Raw genomic sequence first — 26,301 nt, forward strand, 5'->3', positions numbered from 1 at the left:
ATAAAAAAGCCCGAAAAATTCGGGCTTGTTAATATTTTATAAAAACGGGACTAATCCTCATCGTCTTCTTCGAAAACATCATTATATCCTGTTTCTTCTTCGTCATCGTTATAATCATCATCTTCATCATCAAAATTCTCTTCCTTGAATTCTGCATCAAAGTCTCCAAAATCATCATCCATAAATGGCATTGCAGATTTTTTACCTTTACCATTATCGCTACCATTTTTGCTTGGCGCTTTCAGAGGAACATTACCGAATCTGTATACCGTAATAGGATAATTAACGGCAGGCTTTTCGTCATTGATTTCTAATAACTCACAGAAAAATTCCCAAAGGTCAATAAAACCATACTGAAATCTCATTTTTGCGCCTACTTGCTGGAAACCTTCATTCAGATAGATATCTGACATGATTTCGCCGTCTCCGTCATCGCTCATGTCTTCCAAAGGTACTGCTTGTCCTTCGTTCCACTCATCATCAGAAAAATAAAAAGATGACAACTCTTCTCCTGGTAAACTGAACGCACTCTTGATACCCAGATGAAGATTCCAAAGCGTTTGTTTGTCTTTGATTTCGATGTCTCGGAAGATTGTGTCTTTGGCGTCTAGAATTACTCTAATCTTATAAACCATTGTTGCTTTTACTTTAACTTTATTAGTTCGACTTAATGTTGCAAATATAAAACAAATGAGATTTCATAAAAGTTTCTTGGAAATTTTTTTTCAAAAAAGTTTTTTATAAATTTTGCGCTTCCCGATTCTGGTCGGCCAGCTTAAGAAATTTATATTTTTCTCAGTCTTTCTAAAGGCGATTTTTCCAATTTGAATTTGAATTTGGTTCCGGAAAGATAAACGCTTTCCACTACAATGCCCTGTTTATGAGCTTCCATGATATGCTTTACAATTGCCAATCCTAATCCGGATCCACCATCTTTTCTATTTCGGCTGCTTTCTACGCGGTAGAATCTTTCGAAAATTCTTGGGAGATTCTCAGGTTTTATTCCCATTCCGTTATCTTCTACAGAGATGTGGATACTCCTTGTTCCCTCTCTCGTAGAAACAATGATCTGAGCTTCTTCGCGGTTGGCGTATTTTACAGCATTAGAAATCAGATTAATTAAGACCTGAGAGATCCTTTGTTTATCCGCATATACAAAAAGCTGTGATTGCGTTGTCTGGAGTTGCATGGTCATGGATTGTTTTTCAGCTTCCATTTCTAAAAGATCGAAAACTTCCTGGATCAGATTATTGATATCAAAAGTACTATATTTTAAGGCAATCTGTCCAGATTCGAAACGGTTGATCATGTCCAGATCTTTTACAATATTCAGAAGTCTTTCTACGGAATTATCAATTCTTTGCAGATACTTATCGCGAATGTTAAGATCTTCTACGCCACCATCGCGAAGCGTTTCTATATAGCCCTGGATCGAAAACAAAGGTGTTTTGAGCTCATGAGAAACATTACCTATGTATTCTTTGCGGTAGTTTTCCATTTCCTTCATCATGTCGATCTCGGCATTTTTCTGATTCATTTCGTGAACTTTCTCTTCGAGTTCTTTGAAACCGATATCTGTGTCAAAATCGTGGATAATATCCTCAGGAAGTATATTTGTAATTCGTCTGATTTGATTTTTGCTATAAAAACTAAAAAGAAATTCCAAAACAAAATAATTCAGTATAAAAACGAGTAATAATGTGAAGATCAGGAAATAATTGAAATCCTTGGTCTTGAAATAAACATCATCTGTATAGACTTCAAAAAGTACAACAACAATGCCTACAACAACCACCAATGATAGTGATGCCGCAACAGATAACCAATTGATTTTGACCGAATTTCTTATTATCATTTCAAAAAAAAGATTTTCTTTTTAGAAAATCTTAAACTACTAATTTATAACCAATTCCCTTGAGCGTCTGGATAGTGTTAATCCCCAATTTTTCTCTCAATCTTCGGATATGAACGTCAATCGTTCTTTCTCCTACAATCACATCATTTCCCCAGACCTTTTCCAGGATCTCTTCTCTTTTGAAAACCTTTTCTGTGTTAGATGCTAATAAGTAAAGCAAATCGAATTCTTTTTTCGGAAGGAGAAATTCTTCTTTTCCTTTTGATACCTTGAAATTGTCTTTGTCAATAATAAGATCTCCAAACTCTATGTAATTGGAGTTTTCCTGAGATTGTGCACCCAATTGCAAAAGAGCAGCAACTTTAGAGATCAGAACTTTTGGTTTGATCAGCTTTACAATATAATCATTAGCGCCCGCCTGATAGCCTGCTAATTGAGAAAACTCCTCGCTTCTTGCAGATAAAAATACGATTAAAGTCTTTTGTAATTCTTTGATTTTGCGAAGATCCTGGCAAGTTTCGATACCATCTTTCTCTGGCATCATAACATCTAGCAGAATGAGATCCGGCAGTATTTCTTTTGCCTTTTCTATTCCTTCGTTACCATTGCTTGCGGTAAAAACCTGATAACCTTCTTTTTCCAGATTATAAGAGATGATCTCAAGAATGTCCTGTTCATCATCAATTAAAAGGATTTTTTTACGATTCATTTCGATTTATTAATTATCCCAAAATTAAAAAAAAATGAACTCTGTATCACTAAATGTTTAAAGTTCATATAAATTTAACATTTACAAAACAATTATTCGAGGTTTTGGGATAATTTTCGATATTAATATTCAACTATTTTTATAAGCGATAATCGTTTTATTTTTTGGGGAAATTAAATTAAATTTGCACCTCACGTTCAGATTATGGAAGAAGAAAAAAAATCACTCAATTTTATTGAGCAAATTATAGAAGATGACTTGGAAAATGGCTTGGAAATGTCACAGTTGCGTTTCCGTTTTCCGCCCGAACCTAATGGTTATCTTCACATTGGCCATACAAAAGCAATTTGTATCAATTTTGGATTGGGGCAAAAATATAATGCACCGGTTAACCTTCGTTTTGATGATACCAATCCGGCAAAGGAAGAACAGGAGTTTGTAGATTCTATCAAAGCGGATATCGATTGGTTAGGTTTCAAATATGATCAGGAATTATACACTTCGGATTATTTTGAGCAATTATATGTTTGGGCTTTAGAATTGATCAAACAAGGGAAAGCGTATGTGGATGAACAGTCTTCCGAGGATATCACGGCACAAAGAAAAAATCCTTTTGAAGCAGGCATCGAGTCTCCTTTTAGAAATCGTCCGATTGCAGAAAGTCTTGAACTTTTTGAGAAAATGAAGAATGGAGAATTTGAAGAAGGAGCGATGAGTTTGCGTGCAAAGATTGATATGGCTTCTCCAAATATGAATATGCGTGATCCTGTGATGTACAGAATCCTGAAAAAGCCACATCACAGAACAGGAGAAAAATGGAAAATCTATCCGATGTACGATTGGGCGCATGGAGAATCTGATTATATTGAGCAAATTTCACATTCATTATGCTCATTGGAATTTGAGAATCACCGTCCACTTTATGAGTGGTATCTTGACCAGGTCTATGATGACGGAAAAGTAGCACCAAAGCAAAGAGAATTTGCCAGGATGAACGTTTCTTATATGGTGACTTCCAAAAGAAAATTACAAAGATTAGTTCAAGAAGGTATAACAACAGGCTGGGACGATCCAAGAATGCCGACTATCTCCGGACTAAGAAGAAAAGGTTATACACCAACATCAATCAAAAACTTTATCGAAAGAGTCGGAGTTGCAAAAAGAGAGAATCTTATTGATATACAATTATTGGAATTTTTTGTAAGAGAAGACCTTAACAAGATTGCAACCAGAGTAATGGCAGTTGTAAATCCCGTAAAACTTGTCATAGAAAATTATCCTGATGATAAGGAAGAATGGCTGGAAACTGAAAATAATCCTGAGGACGAAAATGCTGGAACAAGACAGGTGCCGTTTTCAAAAGAGCTTTACATCGAGAGAGAAGACTTTCAGGAAGAGGCTGATAAGAAATTCTTCCGTTTAAAATTGGGTGGAGAAGTTCGCCTAAAAGCGGGTTATATTATTAAGGCTGAAAGAGTAGAGAAGGATGAAAAAGGTCAAATCACTACAATTTTTGCAACTTATGATGAAGATTCAAGATCAGGAAGCGGAACCGAAGCAAGTCTTAGAAAAGTGAAAGGAACACTTCATTGGGTTTCTGCAAAACACGCTTTGCCAATCGAAATCAGAACTTATGAAAGATTGTTCACTACGGAACAGCCTGACGCAGAAAAAGAAGTTGATTTTTTAGAATTTGTGAATCCTCAATCGTTGAGAGTATCTTACGGTTTTGCAGAACCAAGCCTTAAAGAAGCTACTTTGGATGACCATTTCCAATTCCAGAGAATCGGATACTACATCAAGGACAGAGATTCTTCTGATGATAAGTTGGTCTTCAACAGAACAGTTACGCTTAAAGATGGTTATAAACCTTAAATTTGAGAACTAAATAAAATATTAATTTGAAAATCAGTCATTTGGCTGATTTTTTTTGTTTTGATGTAACAGAAATAAATTGCTTGTTGTCTTATCATCAAGCAACAGAAAACTATGAAAACTAAATTTTGTATCTTGATCCTGACATTTGTTTTTTTGCAGATTTCCGCACAGAAAACTATGGCTTCTGATAGTATTTCCCGCAAAAAACTACAAGCAATAAAGAAGGATCAATCGGTTAAAATAGATGGGATTTTGGATGATGAGATCTGGAAAAACGTTCCTGTTGCAACCAACTTCGTAGAAAGACAGCCTAATAACGGAAAACCTCAGGCTGACAGTTTGAAAACTGAGGTTAAATTTCTTTATGACGATACAGGATTATACATTGCTGCTCAAATGTATGACCCACAACCTTCAAAAATTTTAAAAGAATTAACCGAGAGAGATAACATTGCCAATGACGATTTTTTCGGAATCATCATTAACGGATATAACGACCATCAGCAGAGTCTGGAGTTTATTGTGACTGCGGCCGGCGTTCAGGTAGATGGAAAATTGACCACTGAAAACGAAGATATGTCCTGGAATGCGGTTTGGTACAGTGCCGTTAAGATCAATGAAAAAGGCTGGGCTGTTGAAATGAAGATTCCTTTTTTTGAGCTGCGTTTTCCTAAAAAAGAAATGCAGGAATTTGGCCTTAATATGATTCGGAAAATTAAAAGGACCAACACGATGTATGATTGGAATCATGTCGATAATCAGAAAGGAAATTACACGTTATATGATGGCGTTCTGAATGGCGTTACTGATATCAAAACACCAACCAGATTATCTTTCACACCCTATTTTTCGACCTATGTTAATAATTTTGACGGCAAAACGGAAATGAATGTCAATGGGGGGATGGATTTGAAATACGGAATTAATGATGCTTTCACTTTCGATATGACCTTGATCCCGGATTTTGGACAAGCTAATTTTGATAATTCGATTCTTAATCTGACACCATTTGAACAACAATTTGCCGAGCAACGCTCATTTTTTATGGAAGGAACGGAATTGTTCAGCAAAGGTGATATGTTCTATTCCCGAAGAGTTGGCGGAAGTCCGTCGAGATATCCAATCATTGATGAAGAAAAAGAAACCGTCACCGAATATCCTGGAAAAGTAAAATTATTCAATGCTTTCAAAATTTCTGGAAGAACAAAAAAAGGTTTGGGAATTGGGATTTTCAACGGAGTGACGGAAAAAATGGAAGCCACAATCCTCAATAATGAAACCGGTGCAATAAGAAAAGAAGTGGTGGAACCCTGGACCAATTATAATGTTTTGGTCTTTGACCAGCGATTTGGTGATAACTCATCTGTCACATTAGTCAACACGAATACGACAAGGTCTGGAGATTTCCGTGACGCTAATGCCACCGGATTATTATGGAATATTGCCAACAAAAAGAATACTTACAACTATTACGGGAACTTCAAAGGAAGCTGGGTGATGAACGATGAGACGAAGTTTGGAAACAGAGGAACGATTGGCATTGGAAAATTTTCCGGTAAAAATAGATTTGAAATCAATGCCAATTACGTCAGCAAAGATTGGGATATCAACGACCTTGGTTTTTCTACCAAAACCAATTACGGAAATCACAACGTATGGTACGGATACAGAATCCTTCAGCCGACCGGAAAATTGAATAATATGTATCTCAATTTCAATTTGAATTATTATCACAGGTTAGAGTCGTTCCTGAATCAGAAACTGGTCTTTAATCACAACAATTCATTTACGAACAAAAAATTCCAGAGTTTCGGTGGAGGCGTAGAGTTTACACCATATGGAGAAAAGGATATCTATGAACCAAGAACACTTGGAAGATATTTGAGAGTTCCCGGATATTTTGACAGTTGGCTTTGGTTCGAAAGTGACAGCCGTAAAAAACTTCAGTACAATATCAATGTGGATTATTATGCTTATGATCAAAAAGGAAGAAACTATGTTGTTCCGTCATTGTATCTGCGTTATAGAGCTTCCGATAAAATGAAAATAATTTGGCAATTCAATCCGGTTTTCAGTAATAATGAAGTGGGATTTTCCGGCAAAGATGCAAGCAATATTTATATGGGAAGGAGACAGAGAAATACTTATGAAAATGCTATTACAGGGCAATATACGTTCAACGAAAAAATGACTTTGGCATTGGCATTCAGGCATTATTTCTCCGATGTTACTTACAAGCAGTTTTACATTCTGAATAACGATGGGAGTCTGGATTCCAATACATCTTATAATCCAAATCTTAATGGGACTTACAATTCCTGGAACGTTGACTTGAGGTATTCCTGGTGGTTTGCACCTGGAAGCCAGTTAACTCTGCTTTACAGAAACGCAACCAGCAATTATCTGGAGATGTCCAGAATGAAATTTAAAAATAATTTCGATGAACTTTTCAATGCGCCCATGATTAACAATTTTTCACTAAGGATTACCTATTTCTTAGATTATAACAGGATGAAAAACTGGTTTTAGATAATCTGGACAGCTTAATCCGTCCTCCATTCCCGCTTTTTTGACATTGCGAAAGAAATGAATCGATCTTTTATACTATTCAAGAATCGCAATGTCAAAAAGAGCTCCACTCAGGCCGGGCTGCGGACATTTGAAACAGAAACACCATTTCAAACTTGAAATGGTGTTTCTGTAATAAGTGATAAGACATTAATACATTAATAATCATTCATCATTAATTATAAAACGTCTCTGATCTCTTCGTTCTTCTGGAAAGTTGCTTTTGCAAAAGGACAAAGCGGAATGATCTTCAGATTGTTTTCTCGGGCAAATTCTACCGCTTTGTAAACCATAGCTTTACCAACACCTTTTCCGTTGTAGGCTGGTTCCACTTCTGTATGGTCAATAATGATCTTATCGTCTCCGGCCCAGGAATAGGTCATTAATCCTGCAGGTCTTCCGTCAAATGTTGCCACGAATTCTCCTTTTGTTTCCCGGTTATTTTGTGTTACTTCTAGCATTTTAATGGATTTTAGTTAATACTTCTATGTCGTTGGTTAATATTTTGTGAACCGGACAGGCGTCTGCAATTTTGAAAAGTTTATCTTTTATTTCCTCACTGATTTCAGTTATTCCAAAATCAATCACTCTGCAAAACTGTGCGGTTTTTGTCTGGGGGTAATTTTCAAGTTCCACTTCTACATTGATCTGTGGGATTTCCCAGCCTTTTCGATCGATATACATTCTAAGTGTTGCAGCAGTACAACTTGCCAGAGATGTTGCTAAAATTTCAAATGGATTGAATCCCTTGTTTCCACCTCCTTTATCAATCGGTTCATCCGTGATAATTTTGTTTTCTCCGGCTATTACTTCCGTATAATATTTTTCTGTTCCCAGACTTGCTTTTACTGTTACTCCCATTTTACGAATTGGTTTTATAGCTCAATGCGCCGGATGGACATTTCATCAGTTGTTCTTTCAGTTCTTCCGTTGTAGCATTTTCAGGTTTTATCCAAGGTCTTTCTTTCGGATTGTAGACTTTTGGAAGAGATTTTACACAAACTCCTGCATGGATGCATAATTTTGGTTTCCAGAGAATGGTGATTTCGCCTGTCTTATATTCGTGGGTTTCCATTAGATCTGATTTTTGAAGTTTTCAATTTTAGAATTAAGTTCACTTAAAAGTTGAGGTTCGATAACGCCATTATCCGCATCAAAATTCTCATAGAATTTCGGAAGGGAAAAAGTTTCTTTGATGTCGGCACCGAATGCTGGAAAAAACTTTGCAGCTTCTGCCATGACATTGCCTCCACCATAACCGCCTGGTGAAGCGGTCATCAGGAACATCGGCTTATCCTGAAAAACCTTAACATTGATTCTGGAAGCCCAATCAAAGATGTTCTTGAAAGCAGCACTGTAAGAACGATTGTTTTCTGCCAAAGAACAGATAATAACATCACATTCTTCAATGTTTTTCAGGAATCTGCGAGCTTCTTCCGGAAAACCATTTTTCTCCAAATCGACGGAAAAAATAGGCATTAGATAGTCATTAAGGTCAATCAGATTGATTTCTTCGTTTGGAAAACTTTTCAAAACAAATTTCACCAGTTGTTTATTAATAGACGTGGAAGAGTTGCTTCCTGCAAATGCAAATATTTTCATAGTTGAGATTGGTTTAAAGTTGATCGTACCCTCCGAATTTTTCATCTACTATTGCTTTCCATTCTGGATGTTTCTTGATAAAAGCAAAAACGTATGGACAAAATGGTAACAGTTTTTTACCACTATCTTTGATGAGTTGTAATGTCTTTTCTACAACAGCTGCTGCTGCTCCTGTTCCTGCTAATTCCGGTTCCGCTTCTGTGTGGACAAGCGCGATCTGATGTTCTCTTTCTCCATAATTGATAAAAGCAAAATGTCCGTTAACTTCTATTTCGAAACGTTTTTTAGTTTCGTTTTTTACAAGCGGAATATTTTCAAATTCTGGTTTCATAATTTTATTTCTTTAAAGTTAGTAATTATTTGGTTCAAAATTATGCAAACCAGAATTGCTGGAAATTGATGTAGGATATTTTCTGTATGCTAGTACAAATTCAAATAAAAAATCCTGTGAAAACTCCACAGGATTTGAGGTTAATATAATTGATTTGTGTTTTTATAATTCAGGTTCTGCTTTTACATAAGAAATAAGATCTGACATTTTTTTGAACTTATCCCCTTGATGTTCAGGTAAATTTCCTAATCTGTAATAGAAACTTCTCATTCCTCTTTTCGTATTGATACTGATTATCATAATGTAATTAATAATACCTTTTTCTACTTTTAAGAAAATAACTTTTCTTAAAGGTACTTCCAAAACAGGATGATGATTCGGTACAAGAGGATGTCTGTATTTTATGGAAAGAATATGTTCCGAGACTTCTAATGAGAAAGTCTTTAACATGATCAATCGCCATGTACAAAACATAAATACAACAAAAAAGCAGCTGTACAGCAAGACCTTATCAATTGCAATAAATTTTTTTGCAAATAACAAAAACAATATATCCAATAAGATAATAAGGACGAATCCATACATCGCAAATGCGATTTCTTTTCGGTTATTCATTTTCATTTTAGTTGTAGTGTTAGTTAATCTAAATTTGAGTTCTTACCTGGAAAGAAGTGCATTAATAGTACTGCATATCTATTGTAAGAAATCATAGCTAGATACTTAATATCCTTTACAGAGCCAGTTGGCTCTGTAAAAAAGATATTAATTTCATTATGTGTGTTTTCAGAATCAAAAAGTTCCAAATTATAATTATTGTAGATTGGTTATAATTGTTGACTTTTATTGATACAAAAATATCAGTAAATCGATATTCTAAACAAGAAAACACAATAGATGTATGTCGAAGGGGTTGTAGATATTTTTCTACAAGCAAAAAGTGTATAAGTGAAGATTATTAATTGTATCTGAATTAATCGTGATTATTTTTAATTAATTCTGCCAATTCTACAATGTTTTCGATATTAAGCTTTTCAAAAATCCTCTTTTTAACCGTACTGATGGTATTTTGCTTCAAGTCTAATCTGCTCGCAATTTCCAGATTTCCTAAGCCTTTTGCGTATAATTCTGCAATTTCAATTTCTCTTTCTGTTAAGCTTTTAAGCGGATTAATAAGTTGAGGATTATTCATGGAGCTCATGAGAAGTTCCTGAGTCACGGGCGATATATATTGGCCGTAGCGTAACATTCTTAAAATAGCCTGCTTTATCTCTTCTTCTTCGCTCAGTTTGCTTAGAAATCCATTGGCGCCGGCATTGATGAACTTAAGAGATTGGGTAGCCTCATCAATACCTGTAAAAATCATGATCTTGATGTTGGGATTGATTTCTTTTATCTTTGGTAAAATTGATAAACTGTTTCCGTCCGGAAAATGAGCATCTATAATAGCAAAATCTATTTCATTAGCTTTTACAGTTTCCAAAATCTGTGAAAGATTGGTCGCCTGAAGAATTTCGTAATCCGAACCAATCTCTTCCAGCATAAAGACAAGCCCTTGTCTTATAAGGCTGTGATCGTCAGCAAGCAGAAAAGTGGTTTTGGTTTCTGACATTATTTATTAATATTTAAATTAATAGAAAATTTTACTGTTGTTCCTTTATTCAGTTCGCTGTTAACAGAGATGTTTCCGGAATATAGCTCTACAAGTTCTTTGCATAAGCTTAATCCAAGACCTGCACCAAGATTTTCCACATCTTCTGATAATACTCCCTGATAATATGGTTCGAATATTTTTTCCAAATCCGTTTCCGAAATCCCTGCGCCTGTATCGCTGATTGATGTAACCAGACGAACTGTATTTTCATCAACAGATTCTGTCCTTGTGTCAACGCTGATTTGTCCGTTCTCTGTGAACTTATTAGCATTTCCGAGGATATTCATGAAAATCTGATTGATTTTTGCCTTGTCAGAGAAAACCTCCAGATCAGGATTGATATTTTCATGGATAACGAATTTGTTACTTCTCGTTTCGATGTAAGGTTCAATAGAAGTCAGAATCGACGTTATTTCATTTTTAAGATTGAATAACGACGGAACGAGTTTATTTTCTTTGTGTTGATTTTTGGTATATTCCAGGATTTGATTGGCTTGTAACAATAATGAGTTATTGGTGAAGCTAATTGATTTCAGATATTCTTTGATACTTTCGTCATTGGTCTTTTTATTGATCCTATTGATAAAAATGCCGATGATTTTCAAAGGCGATCTCAATTCGTGACTTAGCATTCCTAAAATTCTGTTTTTAAAATTAAGGTTTTCATTGATTTGTTTGTTGGCAGAGTTCAATCTTTTTTCGTAAATGAAGGCGATTCTGGTAAAATACATAATCAATATGGACACGATAAACATCAGGATCATCGCACCAAAAACCAGATACATCCTTATTTTATTACTTTCGGAAGTCTGTTTTTCATATTCTTTCTCCAGTTCGGATTTAGAAGATTTTATGGCAGAATCATAGATGCTCATCAGATCATTACCATAGATCAGAAGATTGTTGAAAATCTTATAGAACCTGTTGCTGTGAGTTTTGTTCCGGGTAATATTAACCTGGACTTTTTGAACTTCCTTGGAATAATGATTGTTAATGGTTTTCACAATGCTGTCCATATCAGACTTGATTTTTTCACCAGTTGTCAATCCTCCGTTTTTTACCGTGATTATTGTACTTTCTTTTTGTACGTCAACTTTTCCGGCAATTGCATCTCCCAAACGTCCAAATAGGCCTTTCTTTTTTACAGTGTCAGAAACCGTTTTGGTCTGGATGTCAAATTTCTCATAATTATAGTTGTCGAAATTGTATTTTTTGAATTGTGGCGCATCCTCTCCAATCTTGAAAGATGATTTTGTAGAAAACTGATAGGTAGAATCTGCCAGCATTTTCAGTTTTTTGAACTCTGACGAATCCTTTTTTTGAGGTAAGAGAATATTCTCCAACCTTGGATTTTTGTAGCTGTTGATACTGTCCAGGTTTTTTGTGAGTCTTTTTACAGATTCGAAATAAGAATCCAGGTATTTTTTATCATTAGTAATCAGGTATTTTTGAAAATGATCCTGAGAATTTAGAAGCTCTTTCTTAGAATCATCTGTTAAATTTTCCAGTGAATGGATTTCTTTTAACTGATTTTCAACAAAAGCCAGATTCTTTCTGGACATGAATTCGTTATAGAAAAAGCCGGCTAATATAATCTGGATTAATAATATACAAAATATAAGAAAATAATGAACTGTTTTTCTAAATCTGAAACTTATAGATTTCGGGTAATTTGATTTCATATTTTGTGTGTTATTAAGTTTTTAAATTTTTGAATTACTGATAATCATAATCTGCAAAAATAAAAAATCTAATAATTGTATTGCTTTACAAAATTCATAGTTAATGGATATACATATAACTTATATAAAGTTAATAAAAAATCCTGTAAAACTATATTTACAGGATAGTATTAATATGTATTATATAATTATAACGTTTCGAACTGCTCCAGCATTCTGATATCATTCTCAAAGAACATTCTGATATCGCTCATCTGATAAAGAAGCATAACAATTCTTTCGATTCCCATCCCAAAAGCGTAACCTGAGTATTTGTCTGGATCAATATTCACGTTTTTAAGAACCGCAGGATCAACCATTCCGCAACCCATGATTTCCAGCCAGCCTGTTCCCTTGGTAATTCTGTAATCGGTTTCTGAGTTCAGTCCCCAATAGACATCCACTTCAGCACTTGGTTCGGTGAAAGGAAAATAAGAAGGTCTCATTCTGATTTTTGATTTCCCGAAAAGTTCCGTTGTGAAGAACTGAATGGTTTGTTTAAGGTCCGCAAAACTCACATTCTCATCAATATACAAACCTTCTATCTGGTGGAAAATACAATGTGAGCGGGAAGAAACCGCTTCATTCCTGAAAACTCTTCCCGGCGCCAGGATTCTCATTGGCGGTTCATTGTTTTCCATATATCTGATCTGAACCGATGAAGTGTGTGTCCTCAACAGAACATCAGGATTCTGCTCGATAAAGAAAGTGTCCTGCATATCTCTTGCCGGATGGTATTCCGGAAGATTAAGTGCGGTAAAGTTATGCCAGTCGTCTTCAATTTCCGGTCCGTCTGCTACTGCAAAACCGATCGATTTGAAAATGTCAATGATTTTATTTTTAACCAGATTGATAGGATGACGAGAGCCTAATTCCAAAGGAAAAGCCGGTCTGGTAAGGTCCTCTTTTTCAAGAATAATTTTACTTTCCGAAGAAGATTTAAGTTCCTCCAGTTTTCCGTTAACAGCATTTCTTAAGATGTTGATTTTCTGTCCAAAATCTTTTTTCTGCTCATTTGGGATTTGTTTAAGGGCATCATAAAAATCATTCATGATTCCTTTTTTTCCATTAAATTTTAATCGGAATTGTTCGATCTCATCTTTTGCAGAAGATTGGAAATTTTGTACTTCTATCAGAAGGTCATCAATTTTCTCTAGCATTATTTCTTATAAAAAATAGACTGCAAAAATACGATTTTTAAAATAAAAATAAACGGCTTATATAAAACAATTTTATTTAAAACAAAACCCTTTCGGAGTTTTAAACTCTGAAAGGGTCGAATAATTATTATTGAATCTTAGACAAATTATTTTTTCTCAATCGCTTTCACTTTCATCTGAACATTGATTTCATTTTTAATCAGACCTTCTGCAGCTGGCATCTGAAATTTGATTCCGAACTCATCTCTGTTGATGTCTTTTGGTTCGGTTGCGATGCTCAATTCACTGCCTTTTATTTTTACATTTGCATTGAAGGTGGTCGGCTTTGTAATGCCTTTCAAAGTCAGATTGCCGTCCAGAACTGTGTTGTAATCGCTTCCTGCAGGTGCTTCGGAGAGTTTCGTAATTTCAAAAGATGCAGTCGGGAACTTTTCTACATCAAAGAAATCAGCGCTTTTAAGATGACCGATTAATTTTCCATTGCTTTCCGAATCTTTCAAATCCTCATTCGCAATAGAAGTCATATCAATCACGAATTGCCCGCTTTCCAGCTTGCCGTCTTTTACGGTCACTTCGCCACTTTCAAATTTCAAAGTTCCGATGTGGCTTGTATTGTCAGACTTTACAACTTTGAATCCTTTCCATTCCGCTTTACTGTTGAGGGTGTCCACGACATAGATTTGTCCGTCATTGGTCGTCAATACCTCGTTGCTCTCGCTGGTTACCGGTTTGTCCTTTCCACAAGAAATAACCAATACAGAAGCCGAAATGATTAATAATGCGGAGATTAAAGTTGCTTTTTTCATTTTAAAGTTTTATTTGTTACTTAGTTTTACGTTCTTTGCTAAAATAATAAAATTATTACACTTCCAAAAATACTATTTCCGTAAAATGTTGTTAGAAGTCAAAAATCTTTATTTCAATTATCAGACCAACCAGCCCCTTTTTCAAAACCTGAATCTGAATGTCGATGAAGGGCATATTATTGCTCTGGCAGGTGAAAGTGGTTGTGGAAAATCCACTTTATTGAGTTTGATTTATGGTTTAATGGACTGGCAGAGTGGGGAAATTATTTTTGAAGGGCACAGGTTATTGGGACCAAAAGGAAATCTGGTTCCCGGTGAATCTCAAATGAAATTTGTTGCACAGAATTACGATTTGATGCCTTATGCAACAGTTGCCGATAATGTTGGGAAATTCATTTCGAATATCAATTTAAAATCAAAAAAAGAAAAAGTTCAAGAATTGTTGGATGTTGTCGGATTGACAGATTATGCGAAGGTTTTGCCTAAAAATCTAAGTGGTGGACAACAGCAACGCGTGGCAATTGCCAGAGCTTTAGCGATTTTGCCGAAAATGCTTTTGCTGGATGAACCTTTTAGTAATCTTGATTTTTCCAGAAAATTTGAATTGCGGGATAAACTTTTTAGCTACGTAAGACAAAATAATATGAGTCTTTTAATTTCGACGCACAATCTGGAAGAAGTCTTGCCTTGGGCAGATAAAATTGTGGTTTTACAACAGGGGCGATTGATTCAAAATGATTCGCCGAAAGAAACTTATGAAAATCCTTATAATGATTATGTTGCAAAGCTTTTAGGCGAGGTCAATATTTTTTCAGAGGAAGAAAAATCCGAACTTAATCTTTCCAAAAAACATTATTTTCCGCATCAGATAAAAATTGCAGAAAATGGAGTAGAAGCTGTTGTTTTAGAAAGCCTTTTTGCCGGTTCTCATTACCGGAACAAGCTTAGAATTAATAATAAATCAGTCGTTGTTTATTCTCAAAATGTACTTTCCGGAAACGTATTTTTAAAGTTTTAATTATCCCATTTTATATATTGTTGATAAAATATGGATAACTTATACATTATCAGTTGGTTGGAAAAAAAAATTTTCTTAGCTTTGGTTTACGAAAATTTAAAGGAATTTTTTGGTTAATTCTCTTTCTGCCTTAGGGACTGGAAATTAGTTTCTTTCAAGAAACAATCAGAGTCTTTGAAAGTTTACCCTGCCAAAACTTTCCTTTTTTTTATGCCTTTTTCACAAACTCAGACTTCAAAGCCATAGATCCGAAGCCGTCAATTTTGCAGTCGATATTATGGTCAGAATCCGGACGTAGGCGGATGTTTTTAACTTTTGTTCCTGCTTTTACAGGTTTTGGAGCTCCTTTGACAGGAAGATCTTTGATAACGATTACAGAATCTCCGTTTTGCAACTCCTTTCCAAGAGAATCGAATATTTTGCCTTCGGAAGAAACTTCAGCAGGATCCCACTCGTGGAAACATTGTGAACAAACCATCATTCCGTCCTGTTCATAGGTGAATTCGGATTGGCATTTTGGGCAAAGAATTGTATCGCTCATAGTTTTTAATTTTGAGATGCAAAGGTAACATTAAAAACAGATATTTCGAAATGAGATAATTCATAAGACAAGAAAATTCGTCATTCATCATCTATAATTCATCATTAATTTTTAGATTTGTGCGCAACTAAATAAATCGTTAAAATAAAAATGAAACGCTTCTGCGTTCCATCTAACCATTAAAAAATAAATAAGTAGTAGATGAAAAAAACCGCTTTGTATGATAAACACGTTTCTCTAGGTGCGAAGATCGTTCCTTTTGCAGGATTCGAAATGCCTGTTCAGTATTCAGGAGTTACAGAAGAACATTTTGCTGTCCGCGAAAAAGCGGGAATTTTTGATGTCTCGCATATGGGACAGTTTTTTATCGAAGGTCCAACAGCAAAAGATTTGTTACAATTTGTAACCTCCAACAATGTTGATGCTTTGGAAAACGGAAAGGCGCAGTATTCTTGTCTTCCGAACGAAACAGGTGGCATTGTAGATGATTTAATTGTTTACAAAATCGAGGATGAACAATATTTCGTGGTTGTAAACGCATCAAATATTGATAAAGACTGGAATCATATTGCCAAATACAATGAAAAATTCGGGGCCAAAATGACGAATGCTTCCGATGAGATGTCATTGATTGCCATTCAAGGTCCAAAAGCAACCGAAATTCTTCAGAAATTGACTGAGACAGATTTGTCATCTATTCCATATTATCATTTCACAATAGGTTCTGTGGCTGGTTTTTCGGATGTGATTATTTCGAACACAGGTTACACGGGAAGTGGCGGATTTGAAATCTACTTCAAGAATGAAAATGCTGAACAACTTTGGGATGTTTTGACAGAAGCAGGAAAGGAATTTGGGATGATTCCTTGCGGATTAGCTTCCAGAGATACTTTGAGACTGGAAAAAGGTTTCTGTCTTTACGGTAATGATATTGATGATACAACGTCTCCACTTGAAGCTGGATTGGGCTGGATTACGAAATTCGATAAAGATTTTGTAAACAAAGCATTCCTGGAAAATCAAAAAGCTGAAGGTGTTTCCAGAAAATTGGTTGGTTTCGAAATGCAGGAAAAAGCCATTCCAAGACACGATTATGAAGTGGTTGATGCGGAAGGAGATATCATCGGGAAAGTAACTTCCGGAACAATGTCGCCAATGAAAAGAATTGGGTTAGGTTTGGCTTATGTTGATAAACCCAACTTCAAATTAGGTTCAGAAATCTTTATCAGAATCAGAAACAAAGATATTCCTGCGAAAGTGGTGAAATTGCCTTTTGTTTAAATCAGATAAAATATATAAGACTGATAGATAATAAAAAAAAGAGTTCAATATTTGAACTCTTTTTTTATTTATTTAGAATTATAAATCTATTTCAAATACTTCGTAATACTGTCGCTCATTGGATTGGTAGTGCTTACGAAACTATCAATCACATTTCCTTTTTCATCTAGAAGAATCTTCGTGAAGTTCCAAAGAATTTTCGTGTTTTTCACGCCATTTTCTTTTTTGTCTGTCAGGAATTTGTAGATCGGCGCAATGTCATCGCCTTTCACAGAGATCTTCGCAGCCATTGGAAATTGTACACCGTAGTTTCTCTGGCAGAAAGTGGCAATTTCGTGATTGGAGCCAGGTTCTTGTCCACCAAAATTATTGGCTGGAAAACCCACGACAACCAATTTGTCCTTATAAGCTTCGTAAAGTTTTTCCAAATCGGCATATTGAGGTGTGAATCCGCATTCGGAAGCAGTGTTGACAACCAGTATTTTTTTGCCTTTGAATTTAGAAAAATCAATAGTTGAACCGTCAAGTGCTTCCACTTTGAAGCTGTGAATCGATTTTGCCTGAGCCTTATTTTTTGAAAATCCGAATAATGATAGCATAATAACAAGTAAATATTTCATAAAGATAATTTAAAAATCAAATTTAAAACAAGTTTGGGAAATAATGGTTAATTATCAATTATCAATTATCAATTATCAATTATCAATTATCAATTATCAATTATCAATTATCAATTATCAATTATCTCAGATAAGTCCCCACTCCAGAGATTTTTTTATCAATTCTGATATTTTTGTACAATCTGTTTTCTGAAAAATATTTTTGCGATGTGTGGTCACTGTGTGATAAGAAAGGTCCAGCATGCTGGAGATTTGCTTGGCTGAGTTGCCCAAAGCTAGTAATGACAGTATTTCTATTTCTCTTTTTGTGAGGGTGTTCTGAGGTGGTTGTTTATCAGCTTGTTTTTTATAGTGGATTTGATGAAAATCACTTCGGTTCCCAATTCCTACAACTAGAACAATATAAGAATTGGTTTGAGTGATGTGCTGGATATTGGTATGGATGTTAATGGCCTGTAGTAATCTTCCGTCTTCACTTTTGGCTATATGTAGAGATTGATGATGAAACATTTCGTAATTTCCTTTGTGGGTTCTCATACGAAAACAATAACTGCATTTTAAATTCTGTTGATGTTCCCAACCGATTTCCTGCATTTTTTCTATTGTTATTTTCTCTGCCTCCATCACAAAATCAAGGTCATCGGGGTGAATTAAATCAATGATTTCTTTAAGATATTTTGGAAATCTATTTAATCCATGAATTTTAAGTATGTTAATATGAGGACTTATAATGGTGCTGTCAGGAATATTGATAGCATAATAATAAAATTCTCCCATAGCAAACATTTCACCTATAATTTGTTCAATTGGTGGTGGTGAGTCAATACTTTTAGCGGTATTACTCAAAGAATCGGGATAAGCGTTCCAAACTTTCAATAATGGATGCCTCTTTTTGGAAGTGATTTGGTAATTTTCATTCATATTATTAGTTTTTTATAAAATTAATAAATATTCTTATTCAAAAATACCTTTTTTAAGGTATTTACTTGTGTTTGATATAGGGTTTATATTTGTTCTAAAACAATAGCCATGAAAATTCCTTTTCCTGCAGGGTTATGCATAATTGATTGAAATCCAATTTGTTTTTGGTGAAGTTTTAAAGAAAAATGCTTAATTAAAAATAAAAGCTATGAGAACAAAATTATTATTACTGTATATGCTTTGGGCGGGAATGGTTTGGGGACAAAACAATAGTTACAAAAAGGAAATAGACTCCTTAAAAGAACAATACAATGTTTCCAAAGAGAAAATTAATAATCTAGAAAAAAACTTTGAAAAATTAAAATCGAATCTTACTACAACATTTTCAGAGGATTTGATCACGGAAATAAAAAACAGTCAACGAGATATTCAAAGCCAGAAAGATATCTTTAAAAATATTTATCTACTTGTCGAGAGTTATAAAAGTATATTGGAGAAAATCAAAAAAGAACAGAAAAAAACTATTGATAGCTTATTTGTCTTTTATAAAGAAGAAGACAAAGCCTATTTTCCGGAAACGGTAAAATCTGAGAAAGTAGAGACCAAGACCTATCTGTATTTTGGTGAGAATAAAGTGATTGATAAAGATTTATTTTCTAATAAAAAAAGTACAGAAACAGAACTTCTAAAAAGCTTGCTGCTGGATGTTGGTAAAGAAAGTTACTTGGGTGACATTACAATCCCTAAAAAAGGACAAAAGTTTCCATTCTATAATTATGATATGATTCTTTGTGATGAACATTATAGTTTTCAAAAATTAGCAATAGAAATTAAAGACGGTTATTTTAATGATATTGTTGCTTATGTGACAGATGATTCTGGTGATATTCATGTTTTTACAAACCAGGTTGGTATTAGCGTTTTGTTTTATTCAGTTTACGGAAAAACAAAATTGATGTATTATCTCTATTCTATCAGAAAAGAAGATTTCACGAACGAAAATTTAAATCAACATTATCAAGATAATGCCCTAAAAAAATTATATATAAAAGTTACTGATATAATGGGCTACAATTATAAAATTGGTAATCATTATATACCACATGATTTAGCTGTAGAACTTCCTCAGGATGATGTGGAGGGAAATAAAACCAATGAAAAGAGTGGTGCAATCTATCAGATAAAACAAAATACTTTTTTAGAAAAAATTGTAGAGCTAAGAGCTTATACAGATTTTCTGGCATTATTTGGACAGTCACAAAATGGATTAGCTCAAATCGAAGGCCGGGCAAAATTTTATTTGTTTCCATATCCTTTCAGATTTATGTGGAGTAAGAAATATTTGGGACAAGTTGAATATCTGCCCAGTGTTTCACCTTATGTTAATTATTCCAAGTTTGATGATAAATCAAAATATGTTAATATTAATAAAATTGATAGTATGCGTTTTGAATTGGTGGAAAAGCGTTTCCTTACCATGGGGCTTTATTTAGAAGCTTTTAAATGGCAACATAAAAATGCACCAGTTAGTCTTTCCGTTTTTGGTGTTGTAGATTATAATCTTACACAAACCAATTTCGGAACAGAAGAAATCCCTGAGGAAATTGCTATTAAAGCACTGAAATATGGTATGGGAATTAATCTCAATGTTAAGAGATTTAATAATTTTGGATTTAGTTATAAATTTGAATATTCGGGGTTTAATTATGAAGATTTTAATAGTGATAAAAGATTATTAAATCTTCCAAGCTGGATTCCGGTAGTAAAACATGAAGCGGAAATATTTTATCATCCGAATGGAAATCCGAATCAAGCTATTTTTACAAGACTTTTGACATATAATGATGCAGGAAATAGTAATAACCAAGCTTTTTACCAGTTTCAATTTGGTTATAAGTTCTCAATAGGTAGCAGGAGTATTAAACAAAATTTAGAATAAGTTCTTTTTTATTATGTAAGACGGTAAATATAGGAATCTGTATTTTTTTAATAAATGTGATAATAAATTGTTTAATGGGCAATAAAAATAATTCATTTTAATTATTATGTTATGATATTGACACTTTGCGAACTAAAACATAATTGATGTATGTGTGAATCCATTCAAAAAATATAGATACCTTTAAACAATCGAAAAATCAAAAATGAACAGAAAAGATTTTATTGCCTTATCTTCGTTGGGATTTTTGGGTTTATATGCTTGCGGAACTTCAAATCTTATGAATAACAGAAAACCTTTAGCCATTCAGCTTTATACAATTCGTGATGCTGTTGCAGAGAATTTGGAGAAATCGTTGGAAAGGTTAGCAGGATTGGGTTTTAAGCAGCTCGAAATCTACGGCTATGATGGGGGATTTTTTGGGAAAACAAGAAAGGAATTCCAGTCCATTCTGAAAAACACAGGCCTGGAAGTGATTAGTTCTCATCACACGACAGGAGTTATTCATAACAGCAAAGGAACGCTTCTGAATGATTGGGAAAAATCGGTTGAAGATCTGCATTTCATCGGTTCAGAATATATGGTTTGCTCATATCTTTTTGAGGAAGAAAGAACTTTGGAATATTATAAAAAACTTCCGCAGTTACTCAATAAATCAGGCGAAACAACGAATGAAGCAGAAATCGCTTTTGCTTATCATAATCACGATTTCGAATTTGAAAAATTCGATGATAAAACGGTTTATGATTTCATTTTAGACAATACGGACTCTGATTTGGTAAACATGGAACTCGATCTTTACTGGATTTCAAAAGCTGGATTCAATCCTTTGACTTATTTCGAAAAATATCCGAAAAGATTTCCGCTTTGGCACGTGAAGGATATGAAAGCAGGAAACAAAGATTTCACGGAAGTCGGAAACGGAACTATTGACTTTAAAACAATTTTCGAAGCCAAAGAAATAGCGGGTCTCAAATATTGGTTTCTGGAACAGGATTCCAGTGATAAAGATATTTTTGAAAGTGTGGAAATCAGCAAAAAGTATATTGATAGGCATTCTTGTTTCACAAAATAATAACTGAGCACAGCACCTTGGGTAACTAAAAATGTTTTCAATTTTGGTTAGAAAATCCTTGCGAACTTTGCGGTTAGATCTTTCAGAAAGAATATTTATTTTAACAAAATTTTATGATTTGTGAAATAAATGCCTTTTCTTTGCCGTTCTTTTATTTATGATTAAAATCGATGAGTGTTTACAGCAAGCTGGCTGAGAATCTCCAGTACATTTCGCCGTCTTTTTACAAAAGCAGATTTTTCAAAAAGCTGAAAGGTCTAACTGCTCATAATCTTTTGGAAAGAAAAGTGGAGCCGGAGTTTCTTTGGATCAAAGAGGTTTTGAAGGCTGATTCGGTTTTTATAGATGTAGGAGCCAATGTCGGTGCTTATCTTTTCAGTTTAGAAAACCATCTCAAACCGGAAAATATTTTTGCTTTTGAACCTAATCAGCAATTGTTCAAAAGACTGAAACGACTTTTTCCAAAAGTCAATTTGTTTTCTGTTGCTTTGTCTGATGTTTCTACTATTGCTGAATTTAAAATTCCTGTCATTAATGGCGAAAAAATCCATACCAGAGGAACCTTGCAAACTTCTATCAGAGAAAGGAATGAAGAGAAAACAATTCTTCAGAAAGTAGAAGTGAAACCTTTGGATGAATTGGTTTTTGATGAAGCTTATACTGAACAACATCAAAATGCTCAGACAGACAAATTAAATCTTAAAAGACTCGATTTTATCAAGATCGATGTGGAAGGAAACGAGATGCAGACTTTGAGAGGTGCTAAGAAAGCAATCAAAAAATACCAGCCAATTCTAATGGTCGAGATGGAACAACGCCATCACAATGAAAATCTATGGACTTTGATTTCCGAGATTGCAGATTGGGGATATTCAGTCAATTATCTGGACAGAAAGACTTTGAAACCAACAAGTTTAACAGAAGAGTTCCTGAATCAGCAGAATCCGGATAACGTGAAGAATTACAAAGATTACATTAATAATATTATCTTTTTACCTGAGGCGGGAACTTTAGCCTGACAAAGAACTTTAAACAGAAACTATGAGCGTCGTAGCAAGGCAAGGTGTAAAATATTCGATAATTGGTTATCTCGGCTTTTTGTTGGGAACATTTTCGTCTATTTTCATTTTTCCTTACGATATGGAGTTTTACGGAAAGCTCCGTTACATCTTGCCGACGGCCGAGATTTTGGTTCCTATTGTGGTTTTTGGACTGAGTTTTTCCAACGTCAAATTTTTCAGCAGAGTCAATGCTGATGGTAAGCATCACAATATGTTGTCGTTGTCATTATTGGCTGTTGTAATCAATTTTTTGATTTTTTCAGGAGGCTATTTTTTGGTTAATTTTCTGTTCCCGGAATTACAAAAATCCAAATTGTGGGAAATGAAACTTCTGATTCTGCCAATGGTTTTGGTTTTGGCTTTATCTTCGGTTTTCAATAAGTTTTTGACTAATTATAAAAGAATCGTCATCCCGAATATCTTCGAAAATTTTATTCCGAAGATTGCCAACATTGGTGCATTTTGCCTGTTTTTCTTTTTGGGCGTTGCGGATAAGATGGCTTACGGATTTTTCTTTCTGATGTTTGTAATTTCGCTTGTAGGTTACGGCTATTATACCAACAGACTGGAGAAAATCAAACCGGATTTCGGATTGGATTATTTCAGGAAAGACAATTTTTACCGGGAGATTTTCACTTATAGTTTGTTCGGGTTTTTAGGAAATATCGGAAATTATATTGCTATTAACATTGATAACCTTATGATTGGTGAGTTTATCAATTTCCACGAGAATGGTATCTATAGTAACATCTACGCCATCATTTCCCTGATTACGGTTCCTCAGATGGGATTATTCAATATTTCTGCACCCATCATTAATAAAGATCTGGCTTCCGGAAATTACAACGACTTAGATAGATTCCACAAGAAGACCTCGCTCAGTTTATTCTTTCTTGGCTTGGTGTTGTTTTGCTGTATCGTTGTCGGATTCCCTTATCTGGCAGATTTTATGAAGAATGGAGAAGACCTGCGTTCTTCGGAACCTGTGGTTTGGGTTCTAGGATTTGCAATGCTTTTTGATTTGGCAACAGGCTTTAACGGTCACATTATTTCCCTGTCAAGATACTATAAATTCAATATTGTCGTCATGCTGATTCTGGCAGTTTTGACAATCACAACCAATATGATTTTTTTGAGACATACCAATTTGGGAATCTTGGGAATTGCAATTGCTTATGCCATTTCGTTATCATTGTTCAATATCATCAAAATCGTTTTCAACTACATCAAATTCAAAGTTTTTCCTTTGGGAATTGAGATGATTTATGCCATGATTTTAGGTTGTATTTCTATTAATGTTGCGATTTTTTTGCCGGATTTCAAATTTAATATTCTTAATCTTTTCTATAAACCGACAGTAGTTTTGATATTACTTTTCATAGGTAATCATTTCCTGAAAATCTATCCGCTGGATAAGTATCTTAACAAAACTTTTATCAGGAGTCTTTTTAAATTTTAGTGTTGTCGACTTTTTAATATTTGTTGATTAAATGAAATAGCTATTCAATTGAGTCTGAATTGGTTTTGATGATATATTGTCAATACTTAATCTGATTTAAAGTTATTCAATTTGTTGATAACTGTCAGATTAAGTATTGACTAATTCACATCATCTTATCACAGAAATTCCTGCATCCACCGTTAATTCCGTTCCGTGAATGTATGAAGCTTCTTGAGAGGCAAGAAATAAAACGGCATTAGCAATTTCGGCAGGCTCACCCAGTCTTTTGAATGGTATTGCCGGCAGAATACTTTGTATAGCACCATTAATTTGATCAGTGTTCAATCCTGTATTATTATAGATGTTTGTTTTGATATGTCCCGGACTGATGCCGTTCACCCGAATACCTTTTTCCGTAAGCTCAGCTGCGAACGTTTTGATAAAAGATTGTACTGCTGATTTTGCAGAAGAATACACGGAAAAATTAGCTATCCCGACTTCGGTAACAAAAGATGTGTTTAGGATAATTGCACTTCCGGTTTTCATTAAAGGCAAAATTTGTTGAACGGTAAAAAAAGTTCCCTTTACCAACATGTTATATAACTCATCGAAATGGGCTTCGTCTGCATCTGCTACCGACGCAAATTTTCCGTATCCTGCATTGACGAAAAGAAAATCAATGTTTTCCGTATATTGCTTTACTTGTTTCCGCAAGGTGAGAACATCTGTCATATTACCTGCATTAGAGACGATTCCGAAGGCGTTCTGTCCTAATCGTTCTACTGCTTGATTCACTGTGTCAGCATTGCGTCCTGTGATGATGGCTTTTCCATTTTCTTTGATAAATTGCTGGGCTGTGGCAAATCCTATTCCGTTAGTTCCGCCAGTTATAAGTGCGAATTTGTCTTTAAATCTTTGCATTGTTTTTTTTGTTTAATTTCTTTTGCAAAGATTATGATGTAAGCCATGTCAGAAAACCCGAAACTTGCTACATTTCTAAGATGCCTGTTTTTGCGCCTTCCCAGCCAATGATAGCGGTCTTTCTTGTATTGCCCCACATATATCCACCAATTTTTCCCGAAGATTGAATAACTCGGTGACAAGGGATGAGAAATGCAACAGGATTACTTCCGATAGCTGTACCAACGGCCCTGGAAGCATTTGGACTGCCGATTTGCTCAGCAATGTTATGATAAGAAGAAAGCCTGCCCATTGGGATTTTTAAGAGTGTTTCCCAAACCTTTAGCTGAAAATCTGTGCCTTTCAAGTGTAATTTTATTTCGGGTAATTTGCTCCAGTCATTCTGAAAAATAAACAACGCATTTTGCTGTATCAGGTCTGATTTTTGGTGAAGGGTAGCGTTCGGAAATTTTTGCTTTAAATTATGTAGCGTATTGGCTTCACCATCGTCAAAAGCCATATAACAAATACCTTTTTTCGTGGAAGCAACCAGCAGGTTTCCAAACGGACTTTCAGCAAAGCTATAATTAATAGAAAGACTTTTACCACCGTTTCTGTATTCGGCAGGTGTCATTCCTTCAATGTTAATAAACAAATCATGCAACCGTCCTGTACCGGAAAGTCCTGTTTCAAAAGCAGCATCAAAAAGCGTTGCCTGCTGGTCGGTCAGTAATCTTTTGGCGTGTTCGATACTGATGTACTTAAGAAATTTTTTCGGTGTTGTTCCTGCCCAATCGCTAAACAATCGCTGAAAATGATACGAGCTTAGATGTACCTGCTCCGCAACTTCGTCCAGACTTGGTTGTGTTTTGAAATTGGTTTTAATATAATCTATTGCTTCAGCAATTCTTTGGTAATTGATTTGTTTTTGTTGATCCATAGTTCTGTTTTATTTGTCAAATGTCAGAACAATATCGCTGTAAAACAATCCGAAACTTGCTGAATTTTGACGATTATTTAAACTCATTCAATTTTCCTCAGAGTATAAAGTATGGATTTTTTAGTACTAATGTTCATTTGAAAACCAAATATTCAATTTAGCACTGAACCCGCATTTTGTCAAACTGTTGTTGAACTAAACCTTCGGTAGCTTTCCCAATCGCATAAATCAGTTACTTTGTAAAGTTAATTAAAAAATCAATAGAATGGCTACAAAAAAAAGA

The 26,301-nt window shown here is 34.6% G+C and carries 26 protein-coding genes; 8 read left to right on the forward strand and 18 right to left on the reverse strand.

The genetic code is table 11. The features are described 5' to 3' along the window. Positions 1 to 50 precede the first annotated feature (50 nt). The 3 genes from QOL71_RS16930 to QOL71_RS16940 form a co-directional block, all read right to left on the reverse strand. A complete protein-coding gene (locus QOL71_RS16930) occupies positions 51 to 635 on the reverse strand; it encodes an IS1096 element passenger TnpR family protein (RefSeq protein WP_283418077.1) in 585 nt (194 codons plus the stop codon). A gap of 149 nt (positions 636 to 784) precedes the next feature. Further along, the gene (locus QOL71_RS16935) at positions 785 to 1,855 is read right to left on the reverse strand and encodes a sensor histidine kinase (RefSeq protein WP_283418078.1); all 1,071 of its coding nucleotides are present in this window, start codon (positions 1,853 to 1,855) and stop codon (positions 785 to 787) included. A gap of 31 nt (positions 1,856 to 1,886) precedes the next feature. Further along, complete coding sequence (locus QOL71_RS16940) at positions 1,887 to 2,564, reverse strand: response regulator transcription factor (RefSeq protein ID WP_283418079.1); 678 nt, start codon at positions 2,562 to 2,564, stop codon at positions 1,887 to 1,889. 204 nt (positions 2,565 to 2,768) lie between these two features. Here QOL71_RS16940 and QOL71_RS16945 point away from each other — a divergent pair, with 204 nt between their 5' ends. Continuing rightward, positions 2,769 to 4,439, forward strand: coding sequence for a glutamine--tRNA ligase/YqeY domain fusion protein (locus tag QOL71_RS16945; protein WP_283418080.1), 1,671 nt, complete (start codon positions 2,769 to 2,771; stop codon positions 4,437 to 4,439). Between the two features lie 114 nt (positions 4,440 to 4,553). Further along, positions 4,554 to 6,971, forward strand: a complete 2,418-nt coding sequence (locus tag QOL71_RS16950; protein ID WP_283418081.1) for a DUF5916 domain-containing protein — start codon at positions 4,554 to 4,556, stop codon at positions 6,969 to 6,971. A gap of 218 nt (positions 6,972 to 7,189) precedes the next feature. On the opposite strand, the gene QOL71_RS16955 is transcribed toward QOL71_RS16950, so the two are convergent. The 10 genes from QOL71_RS16955 to QOL71_RS17000 all read right to left on the reverse strand — a co-directional run bounded on the left by QOL71_RS16955 (position 7,190) and on the right by QOL71_RS17000 (position 14,281). Beyond that, positions 7,190 to 7,471: a GNAT family N-acetyltransferase gene (locus QOL71_RS16955; RefSeq protein ID WP_283418082.1), complete on the reverse strand. Its 282-nt coding sequence runs from the start codon at positions 7,469 to 7,471 to the stop codon at positions 7,190 to 7,192. A gap of 1 nt (position 7,472) precedes the next feature. Continuing rightward, positions 7,473 to 7,871, reverse strand: coding sequence for an OsmC family protein (locus QOL71_RS16960; protein WP_283418083.1), 399 nt, complete (start codon positions 7,869 to 7,871; stop codon positions 7,473 to 7,475). Between the two features lies 1 nt (position 7,872). After that, positions 7,873 to 8,085 (reverse strand): (4Fe-4S)-binding protein, encoded by a 213-nt coding sequence (locus tag QOL71_RS16965; RefSeq protein WP_283418084.1) that lies wholly within the window; start codon positions 8,083 to 8,085, stop codon positions 7,873 to 7,875. After that, positions 8,085 to 8,612 carry an NADPH-dependent FMN reductase gene (locus QOL71_RS16970; protein ID WP_283418103.1) on the reverse strand — a complete coding sequence of 176 codons (528 nt, stop codon included), beginning with the start codon at positions 8,610 to 8,612 and terminating at the stop codon, positions 8,085 to 8,087. The genes QOL71_RS16965 and QOL71_RS16970 overlap by 1 nt, the downstream gene beginning before the upstream one ends. 13 nt (positions 8,613 to 8,625) lie before the next feature. Further along, the gene (locus tag QOL71_RS16975; protein WP_283418085.1) at positions 8,626 to 8,943 is read right to left on the reverse strand and encodes a GNAT family N-acetyltransferase; all 318 of its coding nucleotides are present in this window, start codon (positions 8,941 to 8,943) and stop codon (positions 8,626 to 8,628) included. A gap of 162 nt (positions 8,944 to 9,105) precedes the next feature. Beyond that, a complete protein-coding gene (locus QOL71_RS16980; RefSeq protein ID WP_283418086.1) occupies positions 9,106 to 9,393 on the reverse strand; it encodes a hypothetical protein in 288 nt (95 codons plus the stop codon). A 520-nt stretch (positions 9,394 to 9,913) separates the two neighbouring features. Next, positions 9,914 to 10,552, reverse strand: coding sequence for a response regulator (locus tag QOL71_RS16985; protein ID WP_283418087.1), 639 nt, complete (start codon positions 10,550 to 10,552; stop codon positions 9,914 to 9,916). Then, positions 10,552 to 12,276, reverse strand: coding sequence for a sensor histidine kinase (locus tag QOL71_RS16990; RefSeq protein ID WP_283418088.1), 1,725 nt, complete (start codon positions 12,274 to 12,276; stop codon positions 10,552 to 10,554). The genes QOL71_RS16985 and QOL71_RS16990 overlap by 1 nt, the downstream gene beginning before the upstream one ends. A gap of 188 nt (positions 12,277 to 12,464) precedes the next feature. Next, on the reverse strand, positions 12,465 to 13,475 hold the full coding sequence (gene pheS, locus QOL71_RS16995; protein ID WP_283418089.1) for a phenylalanine--tRNA ligase subunit alpha: 1,011 nt from the start codon (positions 13,473 to 13,475) through the stop codon (positions 12,465 to 12,467). 146 nt (positions 13,476 to 13,621) lie between these two features. Beyond that, on the reverse strand, positions 13,622 to 14,281 hold the full coding sequence (locus QOL71_RS17000) for a YceI family protein (RefSeq protein ID WP_283418090.1): 660 nt from the start codon (positions 14,279 to 14,281) through the stop codon (positions 13,622 to 13,624). Between the two features lie 85 nt (positions 14,282 to 14,366). Between QOL71_RS17000 and QOL71_RS17005 the strand changes: the two genes are divergently transcribed. Next, positions 14,367 to 15,299, forward strand: a complete 933-nt coding sequence (locus QOL71_RS17005) for a sulfate/molybdate ABC transporter ATP-binding protein (RefSeq protein ID WP_283418091.1) — start codon at positions 14,367 to 14,369, stop codon at positions 15,297 to 15,299. 208 nt (positions 15,300 to 15,507) lie between these two features. Here QOL71_RS17005 and QOL71_RS17010 read toward each other — a convergent pair whose 3' ends face one another. Next, complete coding sequence (locus QOL71_RS17010; protein WP_283418092.1) at positions 15,508 to 15,840, reverse strand: zinc ribbon domain-containing protein YjdM; 333 nt, start codon at positions 15,838 to 15,840, stop codon at positions 15,508 to 15,510. A gap of 201 nt (positions 15,841 to 16,041) precedes the next feature. Here QOL71_RS17010 and gcvT point away from each other — a divergent pair, with 201 nt between their 5' ends. Beyond that, positions 16,042 to 17,121, forward strand: coding sequence for a glycine cleavage system aminomethyltransferase GcvT (gene gcvT, locus QOL71_RS17015; protein ID WP_283418093.1), 1,080 nt, complete (start codon positions 16,042 to 16,044; stop codon positions 17,119 to 17,121). An 86-nt stretch (positions 17,122 to 17,207) separates the two neighbouring features. Here gcvT and QOL71_RS17020 read toward each other — a convergent pair whose 3' ends face one another. Beyond that, on the reverse strand, positions 17,208 to 17,741 hold the full coding sequence (locus QOL71_RS17020) for a glutathione peroxidase (RefSeq protein ID WP_283418094.1): 534 nt from the start codon (positions 17,739 to 17,741) through the stop codon (positions 17,208 to 17,210). A 126-nt stretch (positions 17,742 to 17,867) separates the two neighbouring features. Continuing rightward, positions 17,868 to 18,662: a helix-turn-helix transcriptional regulator gene (locus tag QOL71_RS17025; protein WP_283418095.1), complete on the reverse strand. Its 795-nt coding sequence runs from the start codon at positions 18,660 to 18,662 to the stop codon at positions 17,868 to 17,870. A 208-nt stretch (positions 18,663 to 18,870) separates the two neighbouring features. On the opposite strand from QOL71_RS17025, the gene QOL71_RS17030 reads away from it, so the two are divergent. The 4 genes from QOL71_RS17030 (at position 18,871) to QOL71_RS17045 (ending at position 24,196) form a co-directional block, all read left to right on the forward strand. Continuing rightward, positions 18,871 to 20,601: a rhoptry family protein gene (locus QOL71_RS17030; protein WP_283418096.1), complete on the forward strand. Its 1,731-nt coding sequence runs from the start codon at positions 18,871 to 18,873 to the stop codon at positions 20,599 to 20,601. Positions 20,602 to 20,806: 205 nt separating this feature from the next. Then, on the forward strand, positions 20,807 to 21,676 hold the full coding sequence (locus QOL71_RS17035; protein ID WP_283418097.1) for a sugar phosphate isomerase/epimerase family protein: 870 nt from the start codon (positions 20,807 to 20,809) through the stop codon (positions 21,674 to 21,676). A 170-nt stretch (positions 21,677 to 21,846) separates the two neighbouring features. Further along, the gene (locus QOL71_RS17040; RefSeq protein ID WP_283418098.1) at positions 21,847 to 22,695 is read left to right on the forward strand and encodes an FkbM family methyltransferase; all 849 of its coding nucleotides are present in this window, start codon (positions 21,847 to 21,849) and stop codon (positions 22,693 to 22,695) included. 22 nt (positions 22,696 to 22,717) lie between these two features. Next, a complete protein-coding gene (locus QOL71_RS17045; RefSeq protein ID WP_283418099.1) occupies positions 22,718 to 24,196 on the forward strand; it encodes a lipopolysaccharide biosynthesis protein in 1,479 nt (492 codons plus the stop codon). A 150-nt stretch (positions 24,197 to 24,346) separates the two neighbouring features. Here QOL71_RS17045 and QOL71_RS17050 read toward each other — a convergent pair whose 3' ends face one another. Further along, entirely contained in the window at positions 24,347 to 25,099 is a 753-nt protein-coding gene (locus QOL71_RS17050; protein WP_283418100.1) for an SDR family oxidoreductase, read from the reverse strand. A 67-nt stretch (positions 25,100 to 25,166) separates the two neighbouring features. Continuing rightward, positions 25,167 to 26,018 carry a bifunctional helix-turn-helix domain-containing protein/methylated-DNA--[protein]-cysteine S-methyltransferase gene (locus QOL71_RS17055; RefSeq protein WP_283418101.1) on the reverse strand — a complete coding sequence of 284 codons (852 nt, stop codon included), beginning with the start codon at positions 26,016 to 26,018 and terminating at the stop codon, positions 25,167 to 25,169. Positions 26,019 to 26,301: the final 283 nt, after the last annotated feature.

It is taken from the genome of Epilithonimonas pallida (genome assembly GCF_900182975.1).
Classification (GTDB): domain Bacteria; phylum Bacteroidota; class Bacteroidia; order Flavobacteriales; family Weeksellaceae; genus Epilithonimonas; species Epilithonimonas pallida.

What these genes read in the sequence shown, in the direction of transcription:
- QOL71_RS16960 (WP_283418083.1), bottom strand. Translation starts at nt 7,871, where the DNA reads ATGGGAGTAACAGTAAAAGCAAGTCTGGGAACAGAAAAATATTATACG.
- QOL71_RS17035 (WP_283418097.1), top strand. Translation starts at nt 20,807, where the DNA reads ATGAACAGAAAAGATTTTATTGCCTTATCTTCGTTGGGATTTTTGGGT.
- pheS (WP_283418089.1), bottom strand. Translation starts at nt 13,475, where the DNA reads ATGCTAGAGAAAATTGATGACCTTCTGATAGAAGTACAAAATTTCCAA.
- QOL71_RS17020 (WP_283418094.1), bottom strand. Translation starts at nt 17,741, where the DNA reads ATGAAATATTTACTTGTTATTATGCTATCATTATTCGGATTTTCAAAA.
- QOL71_RS17025 (WP_283418095.1), bottom strand. Translation starts at nt 18,662, where the DNA reads ATGAATGAAAATTACCAAATCACTTCCAAAAAGAGGCATCCATTATTG.
- QOL71_RS17045 (WP_283418099.1), top strand. Translation starts at nt 22,718, where the DNA reads ATGAGCGTCGTAGCAAGGCAAGGTGTAAAATATTCGATAATTGGTTAT.
- QOL71_RS16975 (WP_283418085.1), bottom strand. Translation starts at nt 8,943, where the DNA reads ATGAAACCAGAATTTGAAAATATTCCGCTTGTAAAAAACGAAACTAAA.
- QOL71_RS16965 (WP_283418084.1), bottom strand. Translation starts at nt 8,085, where the DNA reads ATGGAAACCCACGAATATAAGACAGGCGAAATCACCATTCTCTGGAAA.
- QOL71_RS16935 (WP_283418078.1), bottom strand. Translation starts at nt 1,855, where the DNA reads ATGATAATAAGAAATTCGGTCAAAATCAATTGGTTATCTGTTGCGGCA.
- QOL71_RS16985 (WP_283418087.1), bottom strand. Translation starts at nt 10,552, where the DNA reads ATGTCAGAAACCAAAACCACTTTTCTGCTTGCTGACGATCACAGCCTT.
- QOL71_RS16980 (WP_283418086.1), bottom strand. Translation starts at nt 9,393, where the DNA reads ATGTTAAAGACTTTCTCATTAGAAGTCTCGGAACATATTCTTTCCATA.
- QOL71_RS17000 (WP_283418090.1), bottom strand. Translation starts at nt 14,281, where the DNA reads ATGAAAAAAGCAACTTTAATCTCCGCATTATTAATCATTTCGGCTTCT.
- QOL71_RS16945 (WP_283418080.1), top strand. Translation starts at nt 2,769, where the DNA reads ATGGAAGAAGAAAAAAAATCACTCAATTTTATTGAGCAAATTATAGAA.
- QOL71_RS17030 (WP_283418096.1), top strand. Translation starts at nt 18,871, where the DNA reads ATGAGAACAAAATTATTATTACTGTATATGCTTTGGGCGGGAATGGTT.
- QOL71_RS17050 (WP_283418100.1), bottom strand. Translation starts at nt 25,099, where the DNA reads ATGCAAAGATTTAAAGACAAATTCGCACTTATAACTGGCGGAACTAAC.
- QOL71_RS16990 (WP_283418088.1), bottom strand. Translation starts at nt 12,276, where the DNA reads ATGAAATCAAATTACCCGAAATCTATAAGTTTCAGATTTAGAAAAACA.
- QOL71_RS16950 (WP_283418081.1), top strand. Translation starts at nt 4,554, where the DNA reads ATGAAAACTAAATTTTGTATCTTGATCCTGACATTTGTTTTTTTGCAG.
- gcvT (WP_283418093.1), top strand. Translation starts at nt 16,042, where the DNA reads ATGAAAAAAACCGCTTTGTATGATAAACACGTTTCTCTAGGTGCGAAG.
- QOL71_RS16955 (WP_283418082.1), bottom strand. Translation starts at nt 7,471, where the DNA reads ATGCTAGAAGTAACACAAAATAACCGGGAAACAAAAGGAGAATTCGTG.
- QOL71_RS16930 (WP_283418077.1), bottom strand. Translation starts at nt 635, where the DNA reads ATGGTTTATAAGATTAGAGTAATTCTAGACGCCAAAGACACAATCTTC.
- QOL71_RS17040 (WP_283418098.1), top strand. Translation starts at nt 21,847, where the DNA reads ATGAGTGTTTACAGCAAGCTGGCTGAGAATCTCCAGTACATTTCGCCG.
- QOL71_RS17005 (WP_283418091.1), top strand. Translation starts at nt 14,367, where the DNA reads ATGTTGTTAGAAGTCAAAAATCTTTATTTCAATTATCAGACCAACCAG.
- QOL71_RS16940 (WP_283418079.1), bottom strand. Translation starts at nt 2,564, where the DNA reads ATGAATCGTAAAAAAATCCTTTTAATTGATGATGAACAGGACATTCTT.
- QOL71_RS17010 (WP_283418092.1), bottom strand. Translation starts at nt 15,840, where the DNA reads ATGAGCGATACAATTCTTTGCCCAAAATGCCAATCCGAATTCACCTAT.
- QOL71_RS16970 (WP_283418103.1), bottom strand. Translation starts at nt 8,612, where the DNA reads ATGAAAATATTTGCATTTGCAGGAAGCAACTCTTCCACGTCTATTAAT.
- QOL71_RS17055 (WP_283418101.1), bottom strand. Translation starts at nt 26,018, where the DNA reads ATGGATCAACAAAAACAAATCAATTACCAAAGAATTGCTGAAGCAATA.